We start from the raw sequence: 16,147 nt of genomic DNA on the forward strand, positions 1-16,147 counted from the left end.
ACGGTGCGGTTGCCCACCCCCGAATCGGCCTCCGGGGATTTGGTGCGTGCCGCTGTAGAGACCAATCGGTTTCGAATGTATGTTCGACATCGAGACCGGTCGGATTGTGGAGGAGGTGCGTCATGGGCTGGCACAACGGCCCGCCTTCGTGGGCCGAGATGGAACGGGTGCTGTCCGGACGGCCCGATCCGGCGCGCAAGCCGGTCGACGGCGACGGCGGCGACAGCCCGGCCTGGTCACGGAAGCGGGAGAAGTACGAGGCCGGGGAACTCGGGCGGGTCGCGCGATCGGCGGTGCCGTACGCCGAGCTGCACACGCATTCGGCCTACAGCTTCCTCGACGGCGCCAGCCAGCCCGAGGAGCTCGTGGAGGAAGCCGTGCGACTGGGCCTGGAGGCCCTCGCGCTGACCGACCACGACGGGTTCTACGGCGTGGTGCGGTTCGCGGAGGCGGCACGGGAATGGCGGATGCCCACCATCTTCGGGGCCGAGCTGTCCATCGGCACCGCGGCTCGCGCCGGTGCGCACCTGGCGCCCCGCGGGCGCCGGCGCGGCCGTGAATCCGAGTCGGACGCACTGAATTCCGAGCCGCGCACCGGCACACCCGACCCGGCCGGACCGCACCTGCTGGTGCTGGCGCGCGGACAGGAGGGGTACCGGCGGCTGTCGCGCGAGATGGCCGCCGCGCACATGGCGGCGGGGGAGAAGGGCATCCTGCGCTACGACCTGGAACGGCTCACCGCCGCGGCGGGCGGGCACTGGCACATTCTCACCGGCTGCCGGAAAGGGACGGTGCGACAGGCACTTCAGCAGGGTGACGCGGCGGCCGAGGCAGCGCTGCGCGATCTGATCGAACGGTTCGGACGCGAGCACGTGAGCGTGGAGCTCACCCACCACGGCATCCCCGAGGACGATGAGCGCAATGCCCGGCTCATCGCCCTCGCCGACCGGGTCGGGCTGCCCGTACTCGCCACCACCGGAGCGCATTTCGCGGCCCCGCCGCACCGGCGCAGAGCCATGGCGCTGGCCGCCATCCGGGCCCGCTCCAGCCTCGACGACATGGCCGGCTGGCTGGCCCCCACCGGCGGCGCGCACCTGCGCTCCGGCGACGAGATGGCGCGGCTGTTCGCGGCCTGCCCCGAGGCGGTGGCGAATGCCGTTGCGCTGGGCCGGGACTGCGCGTTCGACCTGCGGCTGATCGCGCCCCGACTGCCGCCCTTCGACGTGCCGGACGGCCACGACGAGAACTCGTGGCTGCGCGAGCTCACCCTCCGCGGCGCGGGCCGCCGCTACGGGCCTTGTGCCGGTAACCCGGACGCCTACCGGCAGCTGGAACACGAACTGGACGTGATCGCCACCCTGAACTTCCCGGGCTATTTCCTGGTCGTGCACGACATCGTCAGCTTCTGCCGCGACAACGACATCCTCTGCCAGGGCCGGGGTTCCGCGGCCAATTCGGCGGTCTGCTACGCCATCGGCATCACCAATGTGGACCCGGTCGCCAACAAGCTGCTGTTCGAGCGGTTCCTGTCGCCGGAGCGGGACGGGCCGCCGGACATCGACGTGGACATCGAATCGGATCGGCGCGAGGAGGCCATCCAGCACGTCTACGCCAAATATGGGCGCGAGTACGCGGCACAGGTGGCCAATGTGATCACCTATCGCGGGCGCTCCGCCGTGCGGGATGCCGCACGCGCCCTGGGCTTTTCGACCGGACAGCAGGACGCCTGGAGCAAACAGGTGAGCCGCTGGACGGGCGTGGCGGAAGAGCGGCACACCGACATCCCCGACGACGTGCTCGCGCTGGCCGGTGAATTGGAGGGGCTGCCGAGACATTTGGGCATCCACTCCGGCGGCATGGTGATCTGCGACCGGCCCATCGCCGACGTGTGCCCGACCGAATGGGCGCGCATGGCCGATCGCAGTGTGCTGCAGTGGGACAAGGACGACTGCGCGTCGGCGGGACTGGTCAAGTTCGACCTGCTCGGGCTGGGCATGCTGTCGGCGCTGCACTACATGATCGACCTGGTGGCCGAGCACAAGGGGCACACCATCGAACTGCACCGGCTGGACCTGGGCGAGGAAGCCGTCTACGACATGCTGTGCCGCGCCGACTCCGTCGGCGTCTTCCAGGTGGAGTCCCGCGCGCAGATGGCGACCCTGCCGCGCCTGAAGCCGCGAAATTTCTACGACCTGGTGGTGGAGGTGGCGCTCATCCGGCCGGGACCGATCCAGGGCGGGTCGGTGCACCCCTACATCCGTCGCCGCAATGGCAGGGAGAAGCCCGAATACGACCATCCGGCACTGGAGAACGCGCTGGAACGCACCCTCGGCGTGCCGCTGTTCCAGGAGCAGCTCATGCAGATGGCCGTGGACGTCGCCGGATTCACCGCCGCCGAGGCCGATCAGCTGCGCCGCGCCATGGGATCCAAACGGTCACCGGAGAAGATGGAACGGCTGCGGGCTCGCTTCTATCAGGGGATGAAGGACCTGCACGGCATCACCGGCGAGGTGGCCGACCGCATCTACGAGAAGGTGTACGCCTTCGCGAATTTCGGTTTCCCGGAAAGCCATTCGCAGAGTTTCGCCTCACTGGTCTTCTACTCGGCGTGGTTCAAACTGCATCACCCGGCCGCGTTCTGCGCCGGACTGCTGCGCGCCCAGCCGATGGGGTTCTACTCACCGCAGTCGCTGGTAGCCGACGCGCGACGGCACGGGGTGGTGGTGCACGGGCCCGACATCAACCACAGCCTGGCCGAGGCGACCCTGGAGGCACAGGGCTTGGAGATCCGGCTGGGGCTGGCCGCGGTCCGGCACATCGGCACCGAGCTGGCCGAACAGATCGTGGCCGCCCGCGAAATCGGGCTCTACACTACATTTCTCGACCTCACCGGGCGCGTGGAACTGAGCGTGCCGCAGGCCGAAGCGCTGGCCACCGCGGGCGCGCTGAACAGTCTCGGCGGCACCCGCCGCGAGGCGCTGTGGGCGGCGGGCGCGGCCGCCGGGGAACGACCCGACCGGCTGCCCGGCACTGGCGCGGCCACCACCGCACCCGCCCTGCCCGGAATGAGCGCGCTGGAACTGGCCGCCGCCGACGTGTGGGCCACCGGCGTCTCGCCCGGCAGCTATCCGACCGAATTCCTGCGCGAGCGCCTCGACGCGCTCGGTGTCATCCCCGCCGCGCAGCTGCTCGACATTCGCGACGGCACAAGGGTTCTCGTCGGCGGCGCGGTCACCCACCGGCAGCGTCCGGCCACCGCGGGCGGGGTCACCTTCCTCAATCTGGAGGACGAGACCGGCATGGTGAACGTGGTCTGCTCGGTCGGCCTCTGGGCCCGCTACCGGCGCCTGGCCACCACCGCGCCCGCCCTGCTCATCCGCGGGCGGGTGCAGAACGCCGAGGGCGCGGTCACCATTGTCGCCGACCATCTGCAGCGCATGGACCTGCGCATCGAGGGCCGTTCCCGCGACTTCCGCTGAAGGCGGCCGCCGGCACCATATTTCGGTTGGGCGGCGCGCCCCGCACCCGGGTGAGATACAGGGCGCGCCAAAGGTTGTCGCCTGGATCGGCGAACGGCTAGAAGTCGCCGCCTCCGGAATCGCCGCCGCCGAAGTCGCCGCCGCCGCCGAAGTCGTAGTCACCGCCGCCTCCGCCCCACTCCTGGGGGCCGGGGTCGTAACCGCCGTAGCCGCCGGACTCCGGGGGCGGGCCGTATTCCGGGCCGCGGTCGCGCTCGTGTTCGCCTTCCATCCGGCCGAGTTCGTAGCCGAGCAGGCCGCCGCCCAGGGCGCCGCCGGCCGCGCCGAGACCGGCCGCTGCACCGGGGCTCATGCCGGGACGGCCACCGCCGTAGGGCGGCGGGGGCGGGGCGCCGTAGCCCGGCCCGCCGGGGGCGTAGCCGCCGCCGAAACCACCGCCGCCGAACGGGGCGGGCGGCGGCGGGGTGCCGCGGCGACGGCGGAAGAACGCGACGGCCGCCGCGATGATGCCGCCGATGACCAGGATCGGGCACAGCAGGCCCAGCCAGCCCCAGCTGCTGCTCTTGCTCGCGGGCTTGGCGGCGGGCGGGTGCGCGGGAACCGGGTTGCCGGCCTTGGCACTGGTGGGCGCGCCCTGATCGGCGGCCGTCTTCAGAGCGCCCAGCGCGGCGATGGTCGCACCCGTGTAATCGCCGCTGCCGAGGGCATTGCCGAAAGCCGTTCCCGCCGACGAGGTGTCGCGGATGTGCGAGTTCGCGCCGGTGCGGATCGACAGCCACTTGGCCTTGGTGTTGATAGCCAGCACCACGTCGGTCGGATTCTTGACGTGGGTCTGGGCCCTCGCATCGAATGCGGCGCGATCGTTGGCGAGCTGTTCGGTGGTGAAGATCTGCACCGGATCCGACAGTTGCAGTGCCGCATTCGTCACCTTGGCGACATCGAGCACCTTCGAGTCGTCGTGCACGTCGACAGGACCGGCCATGGCCGTTCCCGTCGCCAGCAGGATCACCCCGGCCACGGCCGACAGTAGTAACAGCAAACGCTTGACCATCCGAACTTCCTTCCCGGGCGCCCGCCTTGCTCGCCAGGCATCGCTTGCGACCCTACGACGTCCCGGCCTCGATCGCCGCCCCTGATCCTGTGTGCTGTATCGCAGGCCCCACCTGTTAACTCGAATCCCGTCCGAGACAATGGGACCAGGTTCGGGAAGGAGTGCGGCATGGCCACAGTGGTCCGGGCGACCATCAAACCGGGGAGCAAGAAGGGGCCCCTGGTCGAGATCCTCGACGACGGGGCGCTGCAGCTGTACGTGCGCGCCCCGGCGGTGGAGGGCAAGGCCAACAAGGCCGCCATCGAGCTGCTGGCCGCCCACTACGGCGTCCCCAAATCCGCGGTCCGCCTGACCGGCGGCGCGACTTCCCGCTTCAAGCGCTTCGAAATCGACGACTGAATCGGACCCGCGTCCGGAAACTCGGACCGCGCCCGGTAACTCAGACCGTGCCCGGTAACTCACACCGCGCCCGGAAAACCCAGCTGCCGCCAGGCCTCGTACACGGCGACGGCCGCGGCATTGGACAGATTCATCGAGCGACGGCCCGGCAGCATCGGGATGCGCAGCTGCTCGGTGACGTGGGGATCGGCGAGCACCTCCTCGGGCAACCCGGTCGGCTCGGGCCCGAAGAGCAGCACATCGCCCGAGCGATAGGCGACATCGGTGCTGTGGGTGGTGGCCGTCGCGGTGAAGGCGAAAACCCGCTCGGGCCGAATGGAATCCCACGCGGCGGCGAGACTCTTGTGCACGGTGACGACGGCCAGGTCGTGGTAGTCCAATCCGGCCCGGCGCAGCTTCGGCTCGGACAGGTCGAAGCCGAGCGGTTCGATCAGGTGCAGTTCGCAGCCGGTGCCGGCCGCCAGCCGAATGGCATTGCCGGTATTCGGAGGGATGCGAGGTTCGAAGAACACGAGATGGAACACGGGCTCCAGCATCGCAGAGGGCCGGATAAGCTCGTGCGGTGAGTCCAGCCCATGCCGTACCCGAGAGCCGTAGCAGTCGTGCGGGGGGATTCGTCCGGGACAATCTGCCCATACTGCTGGTAGCGCTGGTGCTGGTGGTGGCCGTGGTCTTCCTCGCCTGGGACCGCTGGCGGCGCGGCACCTTCTTCTTCGGCGGCGGGACGCTGCTGGCGGCGGCACTGCGGCTGATTCTGCCGACCGACCGGGCCGGCCTGCTCGCGGTGCGCAGCAAGGGTTTCGACGTCGCCTGGCTGACGGTGCTGGGCGGCGCGATCATCGTGCTGGCCGCGACCATCAGCAGCCTCGGCGTCACCTAGACCGCGCCGAGGTCGGGGCCGCGACCGGAGTCGCGGCACTGAATATTCGATCGGAGGGTGGCCGCGAACCCGCGGCGCTGGGGGATTGCTAGACCGAGGTCATGCGGCGGCCGAGTTCACGGCGCAACACTTCCTGGTCGGGGAGTCTGTGCAGGACACGGAGTATGGCCGGGCGAAGTTCACGCTGCTCGTCCTCGGAGAGCAGATCGACGAGATCGCGTAGATCCATGTCATCGAATGCGGCGGTCATGCCTGAATACATTACGTGTGCCGAGCCTTGCGCACACGCATTCCGGGCCGCCGGTTACGGAGGTGTCATGTGCGCGAAACCGGAAGCGTGTCATGGCAATTCGCGTGAAACGGACACGATACGCGAGGTAACGCGCCTCCGGGTGAGGCAGCGGGGTTACAGCGGACGGGCAGTGTTGTTTCAGCGGTCGGACCCGCGCTGGGCGCGGGCCAGATCCATCGTCTCGAGCATGAGCTTGCCGACCGCCTCGGTCTCGGTCAGGAACCCGTCGTGGCCGTCCCTGGACCGGATGATCTCCAGCCCCTTGGAACCCGGCAGCAGATCGGCCAGCTCCTGCAGGGTGTGCAGCGGGAAGAGCCGATCCGAGTCCACCCCGCCGACCACGCACGGCACCGGTGTGGACCCCAGCGCCGCCGCGATACCGCCGCGACCACGGCCCACGTCGTGGCGGTTCATGGCCTCGGTGAGCAGCACGTAGGTGGCCGGGTCGAACCGCGAGACCAGCTTGTCGGCCTGGTACTCCAGGTAGCTCTGCACCGCGTAACGCCCACCCGCCCACGGGTCCTCATCACCCTGGGCATGGTTCCCGAAGCGGTGGTCGAGCTCGAACTCGGTGCGATAGGTCAGGTGAGCGATGCGCCGGGCGATGCCCATGCCGGTCATCGGGGCGCGCCCGGTGCCGTGGTAGTTGCCGCCCTGCCAGTTCGGATCGGCCGTGATGGCCGCGATCTGGGTGGTCTGGGTGCCGATCTGGTCGGCGGTGCCGCGCGGGCCGACCGCCAGCACCAGGGCCGCGCCGACCCGCTCGGGCCGGGCGATCATCCATTCCAGCACCCGCATGCCGCCCATGGAGCCGCCCACCACGGCGGCCAGGCGGTCGATGCCGAGCAGGTCGAACAGCGTGATCTCGGCGGCCACCTGATCGCGGATGGAGATCTCGGGAAACCTTGCGCCCCAGGGCTTTCCATCCGGCGCCAGCGAAGACGGCCCGGTGCTGCCCTTGCAGCCGCCGAGCACATTGGTGGCGATGACGCACCACTCCCGGGTGTCCACCGCCGCGCCGGGACCCACGATGCCGTCCCACCAGCCGGCCTGGCCGTGGTGCACGTCGGCCGGACCCACCACGTGCGAATCACCGGTCAGCGCGTGCTCCACGAGCACCACGTTGTCCGCGTTCGGCGATAGTTCGCCCCACCGCTGCACAGCCAGCGTCACATCGGGAATGACGGCACCGGTCTCGAGCTCGGCATCCCCGATCGCGATGCTGCCGAGCGTCCCGTCGGGCGGCGGCAGCAGCAGCTCCGCCGCGTGACGGGAGGTGCTCGATTCGATGTTCACGGTCAACTTGCCGCCGCCGTCAGTCCAGCGCGCAGATCCGCCAGGATGTCGCCGATCCCCTCGATACCCACGGCCAACCGCACCAGACCTGGTGTGACACCGGAAGCCAGTTGCTCGGCGGGCGTCAGCTGGGAATGCGTGGTGGAGGCCGGGTGGATGACGAGCGAGCGCACGTCCCCGATGTTAGCGACGTGGCTGTGCAGCACCAGCGCCTCCACGAACTTCTTGCCGGCGTCCACGCCGCCGGCCAGCTCGAAGGAGACGATGGCGCCGACGCCCTTGGGTGCCAACTGTTTGCCCCGCTCGAACCACGGGGAGCTGGGCAGCCCTGCGTAGTAGACCTTCTCGACGCCGGGCTGCCCGGCCAGGAACTCGGCCACGGCCTGGGCATTGGCCACGTGCCGCTCGACGCGCAGGCTCAGCGTCTCGATGCCCTGCGCGATGAGGAAGGCGTTGAACGGCGACACCGCCGCGCCCAGATCGCGCAGCAGCTGCACCCGCGCCTTGAGCGCGTAGGCCGGCGCGCCGAGATCGGCGAACACGGCGCCGTGGTAGCTGGGGTCCGGGGTGGTGAAACCCGGGAAGCGGGACTCGCCCGCCGCGTCCCGCACGGTCCAGTCGAAGTTGCCGCCGTCCACGATCACGCCCGCGACCGCGGAGCCGTGCCCGCCCAGGTACTTGGTGGCCGAGTGCACGACGATGTCCGCGCCCAGCCGCAGCGGCTGGATCAGGTACGGCGTGGCGACGGTGTTGTCCACGATCAGCGGCACACCCGCGGCGTGCGCGACCTCGGCGATGCCCGGGATGTCGAGCACCGAGCTGCTCGGATTGGCGACCGTCTCCCCGTAGAACGCCTTGGTGTTGGGCCGCACGGCCGTGCGCCACTGCTCGAGATCGTCCGGATCCTCGACGAAGCTGACCTCGATGCCCAGCTTGGGCAGCGAGTAGTGCAGCAGGTTGTAGGTGCCGCCGTACAGGTGCGGGCTGGCCACGATGTGGTCGCCGGCCTGCGCCAGATTCAGGATCGCGTAGGTCTCCGCTGCCTGGCCGGAGGCCAGCAGCAGCGCGGCCACACCGCCCTCGAGCGCGGCGATGCGCTGCTCCACCGCGTCCTGGGTGGGGTTCATGATGCGGGTGTAGATATTGCCCGGCTCGGCGAGCCCGAACAGCGCGGCGGCGTGATCGGTGTCGCGGAAGGCGTAGGAGGTGGTCTGGTAGATGGGCAGGGCGCGGGCTCCGGTGGCCGGATCGGGAGCCTGTCCGGCGTGAATCTGCTTGGTCTCGAAGGACCAGCCGGCCGGATCCAGGGTGCCGTCAGCCGCAACGGCCGCGGGCGCGGTCGAGTCACTCATGTGTTCTGCTCCAAAAACAAGGTCGCCGAATGGCGGAAGTTTGACGTTATCGAGAGGCGAATGGGCTTCGACAACAACACATTTCGGTGGACCTCCTAGTTGCGCTTGCGTTCGGCCTTCGAACGCCCGGTCTGCACCCGGAGCACCCCACCGCAGCTGGAGGGTTGCCGATCAGCAAGCCGGGGCCTTATCGCTGATGCTCTTGACCTGTTGCGCGATTCTAGCGGGCGGACGCCGCTGTTTCGGAAGTGGGGCTGGCCACAGCGGGCCCCGCGCAGGTGCGCACGAATTCGTGGTACGCGGTGACCACGGCCTCCGCCATGCGACGCGGTGACGCGATCAGACGCTCGTCGGCGAAGCCGGAATCGAGGTCCGACTCGGTGCCGGCCCGCATGATGGCGTGGAAGGTGCCGAGCAGCAATCGGACTCGCAGATCCTCGACGGTGGTGCCGAGGCGTTCGGCCAGCACCTGCGCGGTCTGCTCGGTCTTGTTCTCGGTGGCGGCCATGCTGCACGCCCGCACCGCGGCGGTGGACCGGATGATGCGCTGCATCTGCTGGAACCAGCGGAAGGGCAGCGGTTCGTCGTGGTCGACGACGCGGTCCACGATGGCCAGGAAGCTGTCCAGCAGCGCTTTCAATTCGTTGCCGGTGTTCGGCTGCTCGCGCAGCGCGTCCGCGTGTGCCCGCGCCCAGTCGGCGATGGGCGCGATGACGATGTCTTCCTTGCTGTCGAAGTACCGGTTCACGGTGCGCGGCGAGACGTCGGCCTCGTCGGCGATCTGCTCCACGGTGGTGGCGTCGAAGCCCTGCTCGTCGCACAGCCGCAGGGCGACGTCGATGATCCGCGCCCGGGTCTGTTCCTTCTTCCGCTCACGCAGACCCGGCCGGTGACGTGCGATCACACCGAGGTGACTTGACAACTCCGACATGCCTCCATGGTAAGCGTTCGAGCGCTTCTCCTGTCCCATTATGCCAACTGTCGCAGTGCGACAAATTTCTCTTGACGCCAATTGGCCGCAGGGGTCAAGATTGTCGGGGGTGTCCCGGACCATCCGTGAGGAGACGACATGACCGCCGCGACAACAACACTCGAAGACGAATCACAAAGCTCGGACCAGCGCGGACCTGCGCGCTGGTGGGCCCTGGGCGTACTCGCCATCGCCCAGTTGATGGTGGTGCTGGATGCCACCATCGTCACCATCTCCATGCCGTTCGCCCAGCGTGACCTGGGCATCAGTGACGGCGACCGGCAGTGGGTGCTCACCGCCTACACGCTGATCTTCGGCGGCCTGCTGCTGCTCGGCGGCCGTCTCGCCGACTACCTGGGCCGCCGCCGCATGTTCCTGATCGGCCTGGTCGGCTTCGCCGGGGCGTCGGCGCTGGCCGGGCTCGCGCAGAGCGGCGCGGAACTCTTCGCCGGGCGCGGGCTGCAGGGCGCGTTCGCCGCCTTGCTCGCGCCGGCCGCGCTGTCACTGGTATCGGTCACCTTCACCGAAGCCAGGGAGCGCGCTCGCGCGTTCGGTGTCTTCGCGGGTGTGTCCGCGGGTGGCGCGGCCATCGGCCTGATCGTGGGCGGCGCGCTCACCGAATACGCCAACTGGCGCTGGTGCCTGCTGGTCAACACCCCGATCGCGCTGATCGCCTTCCTGGGCGCGCTCGCCTTCGTGGTCCGGGACGTGCCCGCGCCGCGGACCGGCGGCTACGACCTGCCCGGCGCTGTGACCGCCACACTCGGCCTGGTCTCGGTGGTCTACGGCTTCAGCCGTGCGGCCTCCGACGGCTGGACCGCGAGCACCACCCTGGCCCTGCTGATCGCAGGTGTCGCGCTGCTGACCGCCTTCGTCGCCATCGAGCGTCGGTCCTCGAATCCGCTTCTGCCACTGCGTATTCCGGGGGAGATCAACCGGGGCGGCTCGTTCCTCGTGGCGCTGCTGCTGCCGATCGCCATGTTCGCCATGTTCATCAACATGAGCTACTACTTCCAGATCACGCTGGGCTGGTCGGCGCTGAAGGCGGGGGTGGCGTTCCTGCCCTTCCCGATCGGCATCGTCGTCTCCGCGGGCGTCGCGAGCGGGCTGCTGCCGCGGATCGGGCCGCGGCCGCTCATGATCACCGGTTCGGTGCTGGGCACGGCCGGGCTGCTGTATCTGTCGCGGCTGAGCTTCGGCGACAGCTATGCCGGGGGCGTGCTGCCGGCGGTGATTCTGATCGCACTCGGCATGGGCGGGCTGTTCGTGGCCATGCAGACCACGGCGCTGCACCAGGTCGAGGAGCGTGACTCCGGTGTCGCCAGCGCGCTGCTCAATGCCGCCCAGCAGGTGGGCGGCGCGATCGGCACCGCGCTGCTGTCGACGATCGCGGTGCAGGTGGCCGAGCGGTTCGCGCGGAACAATCCGGGCGTCGACCATGTGGTGGCCCGGGCCGCGATTCATTCCTATGACATCGCGTTCCTGATCGGTGCCGGATTCTTCCTGGTGACAATTCCGATCATCGCGTTCATGGTGCGGGACAAGCCGGAGAATCTGCTCGAAGGCGCCGAGCACGTGCACGTGGGCGTCTGACCGGCCGACTGTTCACCCGCGGGTCGCGACAACATATATCCCGCGGTCCGCGGGTTTGGGGTTGCCGCGAGCCGCGGGTTTTCGCATCCTGGAAAGTGCGGAAAGTCACGCGAAAAGCTACTAATCGGTAACCGCACTGAATCCCGCACAGCGGGGGCCACCCGAGCGGTGAGATCGATAGCAGCAGTACGCTTGTCTTGCTTGACGCCACAGCGTACGTGGACTTGGCACCACAGGTCCCGTGCCGAGCGCCATGCGTATACGTTGTCTGTTGAACAGCTGGGGTCCGCTACAAGCGGTGCTCACCGGCCGTGCAATGGGAGCACCACCTTCCTAGGAGGACACGAAGATCCATGTCCAAGATCAAGGTTGAAGGGACCGTCGTCGAACTCGATGGCGACGAGATGACCCGGATCATCTGGCAGTTCATCAAGGACAAACTGATCAACCCGTATCTCGATGTGAACCTCGAGTATTACGACCTCGGCATCGAGTATCGCGACAAGACCGATGATCAGGTGACCATCGACGCCGCCAACGCCATCAAGAAGCACGGCGTGGGTGTGAAGTGCGCGACGATCACCCCCGATGAGGCCCGCGTCACGGAGTTCGGCCTGAAGAAGATGTGGCGGTCGCCGAACGGCACCATCCGCAACATCCTCGGCGGTACCATCTTCCGCGCGCCGATCATCATCTCCAATGTGCCGCGTCTGGTTCCGGGCTGGACCAAGCCGATCATCATCGGCCGCCACGCCTTCGGCGACCAGTACCGCGCCACCGATTTCAAGGTGCACCAGGCCGGCACCGTCACCCTGACCTTCACGCCCGAGGACGGCTCCGAGCCGATCCAGCACGAGGTCGTCCGCATGCCGGAAGACGGCGGCGTGATCATGGGCATGTACAACTTCAAGGACTCGATCCGGGACTTCGCGCGGGCCTCGCTGAACTACGGCCTGCAGCAGAACTACCCGGTGTACATGTCGACCAAGAACACCATCCTCAAGGCCTACGACGGCATGTTCAAGGACACCTTCCAGGAGGTGTACGAGACCGAGTTCAAGGACGAGTTCGACGCGGCCGGTCTCACCTACGAGCACCGCCTCATCGACGACATGGTCGCCTCCGCGCTCAAGTGGGAGGGCGGCTACGTCTGGGCCTGCAAGAACTACGACGGCGACGTGCAGTCCGACACCGTGGCGCAGGGCTTCGGCTCGCTGGGTCTGATGACCTCCGTGCTGCTCACCCCGGACGGCCGCACCTGTGAGGCCGAGGCGGCGCACGGCACCGTGACCCGGCACTACCGTCAGCACCAGCAGGGCAAGCCCACCTCCACCAACCCGATCGCCTCGATCTTCGCGTGGACGCGTGGCCTGGCCCACCGCGGCAAGCTGGACAACACCCCCGAGGTGATCGGCTTCGCCCAGACGCTCGAGGATGTCGTCATCAAGACGGTCGAGTCCGGCCAGATGACCAAGGACCTCGCGCTGCTGGTCGGCGGCGACCAGGGCTACCTGACCACCGAGGAGTTCCTCGGCGTGCTGGACGCCAACCTGGCTCGCGAGCTGCGCTAGAAAACCCAACTCCGGGTGGACGTTTCGACGTCCGAGGAGAGAACGCGCCGACGAACGTGAACAGCGCGAAGCGGTGGAGATGGCGGCCGGGACCACAGTCCCGGCCAGGACCATCCACCGCGCCACACGGGCACCTGCCCCCACCGGAACCGGTGGGTGGGCGGGTGCCCGAATTGTTTTCGGGGTTGTCCCGGCCGTGATCACGAAACGTTCATACGGTCCTTGCCAGCATGGCCGCGTGCCGACGGGTTGACGCACCCGACCGGACGGTCAATATCCCTGTGACAGACGGGGTTCGGCTGCGGTACGCGCGGCGGCGAAGGAGGAGCGATGGCGGCGATCGGTGGCGAGCTGCGCACTGTGGTGCGGGGCCGGGTGCTGGTACCCGGGGACGAGGGTTTCGAACAGGCGAGTACCCCGTGGAATCTCGCCGTGCGGCAGCGAGTTTCGGCGGTGGTGGAGGTCGCGGACCCGGCGGACGCCGCGGCGCTGGTGCGGTTCGCGGCGGCGGCCGAGCTGCCGCTGAGCACGCGGGCGACCGGGCACAGCCCCTCCTCGGCGGCGGACGGGACCGTCCTGGTGACGACCCGGGCGTTGGACGGGATCGAGATCGACGCCGCGGCGCGGGTGGCGCGGGTGCAGGCGGGGGTGGCCTGGCAGCCAGTGCTGGAGCGGGCCGCCGCGTACGGATTGGCCGGAGCCTGCGGCAGTTCCGCGGTGGTCGGGGTGACCGGGTACATGCTGGGCGGCGGTGTCGGCTGGTTCGCGCGCAGCCGCGGCTACGCCGCGCACGCGGTGCGAGCGCTGGAGGTGGTGACCGCGGACGGTGATCAGCGCCGGGTGACGGCGGACTCCGAGCCCGATCTGTTCTGGGCTCTGCGCGGCGGTGGTGGCGATTTCGCGCTGGTGACCGGCATGGAATTCGAATTGTTCGACGCGACCGAGCTTTTCGGCGGCCGCATATTGTGGCCGGCCGAGCGGACCGAGGCCGTGGTCGCGGCCTTCCGGCAGGCCACTGCGGAAGCCGAAGAGGGACTGAGCCTTTGGCTGACTCTCATTCAATTCCCGCCGTTCCCCGAGGTCCCCGAGATGCTGCGCGGCCGGGCGATGGTGGCCGTGGACGTGGTTGCGCTGGGCGCGGTCACCGGTCCGCTGCGGTTGTTCGACGAGATTCCGGGCGCGGTGCTGGATACCCGGCGGCCGCTGGATCCCGCGCAGGTCGGCGGTGTCTGTATGGAGCCGACCGACCCCAGCCCGGCCCGGGTGCGCGGTGAGCTGCTCGCCGAGTTCTCCGCGCGGGTGAGCGATGCGCTGCTGGCCGCCGCCGCGCCGCAGGGCGGAGTGGGGCCGCTCGCGCTGGTCCAGGTCCGGCACCTGGGTGGCGCGCTGACCCGGCCGTGCGCCGAAGCCGGCTGCGCGGGCGGGATCGCCGAGCCGTACCTGTTGTCGTTGCTCGGCCCCGCGCCGACCCCGGACTTCGAGGCGGCCGTCGCCGAGCGCAGCGATGCCGTGGTGGATGCGCTGCGTCCATACCTGAGTGGCCGGAAACCGTTCACCTACTTGGATTCCGGTGAGACCCCGGCCGCGGTCTTCGATCCGGTCACCCTGGCGCGGTTGCTGGAGATCAAGGACCGGTACGACCCGGATGGCTTGTTCCGCAGCAACTTTCCCGTCATCCCGCCGCTCGGCGAGGAAGATCCCAGCCGGGTCGCCGCACCGGTCACGGTCTGACCGGGGTCGCGCGGGCAGCCCGCCGGGACCAGCGTCCCGGCGGTCGCGTGGCGTGGGCCGGCCCAGGATCCGGGCCGGTCGGTGAGTGAAATCACCAGACCGGGCGGTATCGGGACGGTTCGCCACTGTGTTGCGCTTGGTTGTGCCCGAATCCGTGTCCGCAGCCACCACCGCATCCGCTCCCGACGAGATGAACCCCGACGGGATGGACCGTCCCATCGGGCCACGCGAGCGGTGGCATGTGCCCGCCATGCTGGCGCTGGCCCTGGGCGGGTTCGGGATCGGTACCACCGAATTCGTCACCATGGGTTTGCTGCCCGATATCGCCGACTCCATGAAGGTCTCCGAACCGACTGCCGGACACATTGTTTCGGCCTACGCGCTGGGCGTGGTGATCGGCGCGCCGGTCATCGCGGCGCTCTGCGCGCGGGTCCCGCGCAAGCGGCTGCTGATGGCGTTGATGGCGGCATTCGCGCTGGGCAATGCGGCCAGCGTGATCGCACCCAGCTTCGCGACGCTGACCGTGGCGCGGTTCGTCTCGGGCCTGCCGCACGGCGCGTACTTCGGGGTGGCGTCGCTGGCGGCCGCGTCGCTGGCGCCGGTGGGGCAGCGCGCCAAGGCAGTTGCCGCAGTTATGCTGGGTCTGAGCGCCGCCAATGTCGTCGGCGTTCCTGCGGCCACCTGGCTGGGCCAGAACCTCGGCTGGCGAAACGCTTTCGTCGTGGTCGCCGTGATCGGCATCGCGACCGTCGCCGCCATCTCCCGCTTCGTGCCGGACCTGCACGGCATTCGCATGACCGACCCCCGCACCGAACTGACGGCCCTGCGTCGCCCCCAGGTGTTGCTGACGCTGCTGGTCGGGGCGGTGGGCTTCGGTGGCATGTTCGCGGTCTACACCTACATCACCACCACCCTCACCGATGTCGCCGGCCTGCGGGTGGGTCTGGTTCCGCTGGTGCTCATGCTCTTCGGCCTCGGCATGGTGGCGGGCAATATCGCCGGCGGCGTGCTCGCCGACCGCGGCGTCGACCGCGCGGTGTTCATCTCCCTGCTGGCCATGGTGGTGATCCTCGCCGGATACGTTGCGGCAGCGCACAACCCGTATACCGCGGCCCTCGGCGCGTTCCTGGTCGGCGCATCCGGCGCGGCCCTCGCCCCGGCGCTGCAGACCCGCCTCATGGATGTCGCCCACGACGCTCAGACCCTCGCCGCCGCCCTCAACCACGCGGCCTTGAACATCGCCAACGCGGCCGGCGCATGGCTCGGCGGCCTGGTGATCGCCGCGGGCCTCGGTTATACCGCCCCGGCGGCGATCGGCGCGGGCCTGGCGGTCGCCGGCACCGCACTCTTCGCGGTGACGGTCGTGGTGGGCCGTCGAAATGTGCACGGCACACCGGTGTGAACCTCACATTCAGGATCAAGGACTCAGCGTCATGACCGACACCGGCTGGTTCTGCGACGCCTGTCTGTACAACTCCGAGACGTAGTCTCGCCCGCAGTCACGGTGCGGGCCGGACCCCGCCCGCACCTGCG

General features: G+C 69.1%; 13 protein-coding genes and 1 riboswitch. Of the genes, 7 read left to right on the forward strand and 6 right to left on the reverse strand.

What is annotated here, in order from left to right; all coding sequences use genetic code 11:
• Positions 1-122: 122 nt before the first annotated feature.
• Positions 123-3,479 (forward strand): error-prone DNA polymerase, encoded by a 3,357-nt coding sequence (locus tag ABZ909_RS08920; RefSeq protein ID WP_356997152.1) that lies wholly within the window; start codon positions 123-125, stop codon positions 3,477-3,479.
• Positions 3,480-3,576: 97 nt separating this feature from the next.
• On the opposite strand, the gene ABZ909_RS08925 is transcribed toward ABZ909_RS08920, so the two are convergent.
• A complete protein-coding gene (locus ABZ909_RS08925) occupies positions 3,577-4,530 on the reverse strand; it encodes a hypothetical protein (RefSeq protein WP_356997154.1) in 954 nt (317 codons plus the stop codon).
• Positions 4,531-4,698: 168 nt separating this feature from the next.
• Between ABZ909_RS08925 and ABZ909_RS08930 the strand changes: the two genes are divergently transcribed.
• Positions 4,699-4,929, forward strand: a complete 231-nt coding sequence (locus ABZ909_RS08930) for a DUF167 domain-containing protein (protein WP_040855679.1) — start codon at positions 4,699-4,701, stop codon at positions 4,927-4,929.
• Positions 4,930-4,988: 59 nt separating this feature from the next.
• Here the strand turns inward: ABZ909_RS08930 and ABZ909_RS08935 are convergent, their stop codons facing one another.
• On the reverse strand, positions 4,989-5,453 hold the full coding sequence (locus ABZ909_RS08935; protein WP_356997156.1) for a tRNA (cytidine(34)-2'-O)-methyltransferase: 465 nt from the start codon (positions 5,451-5,453) through the stop codon (positions 4,989-4,991).
• 38 nt (positions 5,454-5,491) lie between these two features.
• On the opposite strand from ABZ909_RS08935, the gene ABZ909_RS08940 reads away from it, so the two are divergent.
• Positions 5,492-5,809, forward strand: a complete 318-nt coding sequence (locus ABZ909_RS08940; RefSeq protein ID WP_356997157.1) for a DUF3017 domain-containing protein — start codon at positions 5,492-5,494, stop codon at positions 5,807-5,809.
• An 88-nt stretch (positions 5,810-5,897) separates the two neighbouring features.
• Here ABZ909_RS08940 and ABZ909_RS08945 read toward each other — a convergent pair whose 3' ends face one another.
• The 4 genes from ABZ909_RS08945 to ABZ909_RS08960 all read right to left on the reverse strand — a co-directional run bounded on the left by ABZ909_RS08945 (position 5,898) and on the right by ABZ909_RS08960 (position 9,680).
• A complete protein-coding gene (locus ABZ909_RS08945) occupies positions 5,898-6,059 on the reverse strand; it encodes a hypothetical protein (RefSeq protein WP_169336776.1) in 162 nt (53 codons plus the stop codon).
• Positions 6,060-6,239: 180 nt separating this feature from the next.
• Entirely contained in the window at positions 6,240-7,403 is a 1,164-nt protein-coding gene (locus ABZ909_RS08950) for a homoserine O-acetyltransferase (protein ID WP_356997159.1), read from the reverse strand.
• On the reverse strand, positions 7,400-8,749 hold the full coding sequence (locus ABZ909_RS08955) for a bifunctional o-acetylhomoserine/o-acetylserine sulfhydrylase (protein ID WP_356997160.1): 1,350 nt from the start codon (positions 8,747-8,749) through the stop codon (positions 7,400-7,402). Before ABZ909_RS08955 ends, ABZ909_RS08950 begins: the two co-directional genes overlap by 4 nt.
• Before the next feature lie 96 nt (positions 8,750-8,845).
• A riboswitch (SAM riboswitch) is annotated at positions 8,846-8,957 on the reverse strand.
• 12 nt (positions 8,958-8,969) lie between these two features.
• Positions 8,970-9,680: a TetR family transcriptional regulator gene (locus tag ABZ909_RS08960; RefSeq protein WP_356997162.1), complete on the reverse strand. Its 711-nt coding sequence runs from the start codon at positions 9,678-9,680 to the stop codon at positions 8,970-8,972.
• 138 nt (positions 9,681-9,818) lie between these two features.
• Between ABZ909_RS08960 and ABZ909_RS08965 the strand changes: the two genes are divergently transcribed.
• The 4 genes from ABZ909_RS08965 to ABZ909_RS08980 all read left to right on the forward strand — a co-directional run bounded on the left by ABZ909_RS08965 (position 9,819) and on the right by ABZ909_RS08980 (position 16,016).
• Complete coding sequence (locus tag ABZ909_RS08965; protein WP_356997164.1) at positions 9,819-11,312, forward strand: MFS transporter; 1,494 nt, start codon at positions 9,819-9,821, stop codon at positions 11,310-11,312.
• A 353-nt stretch (positions 11,313-11,665) separates the two neighbouring features.
• Complete coding sequence (locus tag ABZ909_RS08970; RefSeq protein ID WP_354830238.1) at positions 11,666-12,883, forward strand: NADP-dependent isocitrate dehydrogenase; 1,218 nt, start codon at positions 11,666-11,668, stop codon at positions 12,881-12,883.
• A 330-nt stretch (positions 12,884-13,213) separates the two neighbouring features.
• Positions 13,214-14,614 carry an FAD-binding oxidoreductase gene (locus ABZ909_RS08975; protein ID WP_356997166.1) on the forward strand — a complete coding sequence of 467 codons (1,401 nt, stop codon included), beginning with the start codon at positions 13,214-13,216 and terminating at the stop codon, positions 14,612-14,614.
• A 205-nt stretch (positions 14,615-14,819) separates the two neighbouring features.
• On the forward strand, positions 14,820-16,016 hold the full coding sequence (locus ABZ909_RS08980; protein ID WP_356997322.1) for an MFS transporter: 1,197 nt from the start codon (positions 14,820-14,822) through the stop codon (positions 16,014-16,016).
• Positions 16,017-16,147 lie beyond the last annotated feature (131 nt).

Origin of the sequence: Nocardia sp. NPDC046763 (assembly GCF_040645495.1) — a bacterium.
In the GTDB taxonomy this organism is placed as follows: domain Bacteria; phylum Actinomycetota; class Actinomycetes; order Mycobacteriales; family Mycobacteriaceae; genus Nocardia.